Source organism: Streptomyces sp. NPDC057271 (assembly GCF_042668715.1).
GTDB lineage: Bacteria > Actinomycetota > Actinomycetes > Streptomycetales > Streptomycetaceae > Streptomyces.
Map to the genome: position 1 here is coordinate 1 of NZ_JBHUYJ010000250.1, position 1,381 is coordinate 1,381.

General features: G+C 66.0%; 1 protein-coding gene. It reads left to right on the plus strand.

The features are described 5' to 3' along the window. Positions 1 to 34 precede the first annotated feature (34 nt). Entirely contained in the window at positions 35 to 1,342 is a 1,308-nt protein-coding gene (locus ACFUJR_RS39280; RefSeq protein ID WP_383181763.1) for an IS256 family transposase, read from the plus strand. Positions 1,343 to 1,381: the final 39 nt, after the last annotated feature.

Below are 1,381 nucleotides of genomic sequence, written 5' to 3' on the forward strand. Positions count from 1 at the left end.
GGGGACTGTAAATCGTTCGGTGTAACTCCCGATCATGGAGGATGCACCGATGACCAGTGAGAACGTGACCGAGGCCGAGATCAGCGAGGCGATAGAGCCTCAGCCGGCGAGGGCGGTGGACGACCGGCTGATCGACGAGCTGGTCTCCCGGGCCCAGGCCGAGGGCCTGCAGCTGACAGGCGAGGGTGGACTGCTCCAGCAGCTGACTAAGCGGCTGCTGGAGTCCGCCCTGGAGGGCGAGATCACCGACCACCTCGGCTATGACAAGCACGATCCGGCCGGGAAGAACGGCGGCAACTCCCGCAACGGCACCCGTGCGAAGACCGTGCTCACCGACGTCGGCCCGGTGGAGATAACCGTGCCGCGTGACCGCGACGGATCGTTCGAGCCGAAGATCGTCAAGAAGCGGCAGAAGCGTCTGACCGGCGTGGACGAGATGGTCATCTCGCTGTCCGCGAAGGGCCTGACCACCGGCGAGGTCCAGGCCCACCTGGCCGAAGTCTATGGCGCCGATGTCTCGCGCCAGACGATCTCCACGATCACCGACAAGGTCCTCGAGGGCATGGCCGAATGGCAGAACCGGCCCCTCGACCCGGTCTATCCGGTAGTGTTCATCGACGCGATCCACGTGAAGATCCGCGACGGCGCCGTCGCCAACCGGCCGATCTATGTCGCCCTGGCCGTCACCGTCGAGGGCCGGCGCGAGATCCTGGGGCTGTGGGCCGGGGACGGCGGCGAGGGCGCCAAACACTGGATGCACATCCTCACCGAGATCAAGAACCGCGGCGTGAACGACGTCCTCATGCTGGTCTGCGACGGGCTGAAGGGCCTGCCCGACGCGGTCGAGACCGTCTGGCCGAAGACGATCGTGCAGACCTGCGTGGTCCACCTGCTGCGGAACTCCTTCCGCTATGCCGCCCGCCAGGACTGGGACAAGATCGCCAAACTCCTCAGGCCTGTCTACACCGCCGCGACCGAAGAGGCCGCGCTCGAACGGTTCGCCGAGTTCGCTGACACGTGGGGCCGGAAGTATCCGGCGATCATCAGGCTCTGGGAGAACGCTTGGGAGGAGTTCACCCCGTTCCTGCGGTTCGACACCGAGATCCGCCGCATCGTCTGCACGACCAACGCGATCGAGTCGGTGAACGCCAGGATCCGGCGGGCGGTCAAGGCCCGCGGGCATTTCCCGAACGAGCAGGCCGCGTTGAAGTGCGTCTACATGGCGATCATGTCGCTCGACCCGACCGGCAAGGGGCAGGCCCGCTGGACCCTGCGCTGGAAGACCGCTCTGAACGCCTTCGACATCACCTTCGACGGCCGGCTCTCCGCAGCTCGTCAGTAACCCCAACCACCCGCGTTACACCGTTCGATTGACAGACCC

Coding starts and splice junctions, on each gene's coding strand:
- ACFUJR_RS39280 (WP_383181763.1), top strand. CDS start 35: ATGGAGGATGCACCGATGACCAGTGAGAACGTGACCGAGGCCGAGATC.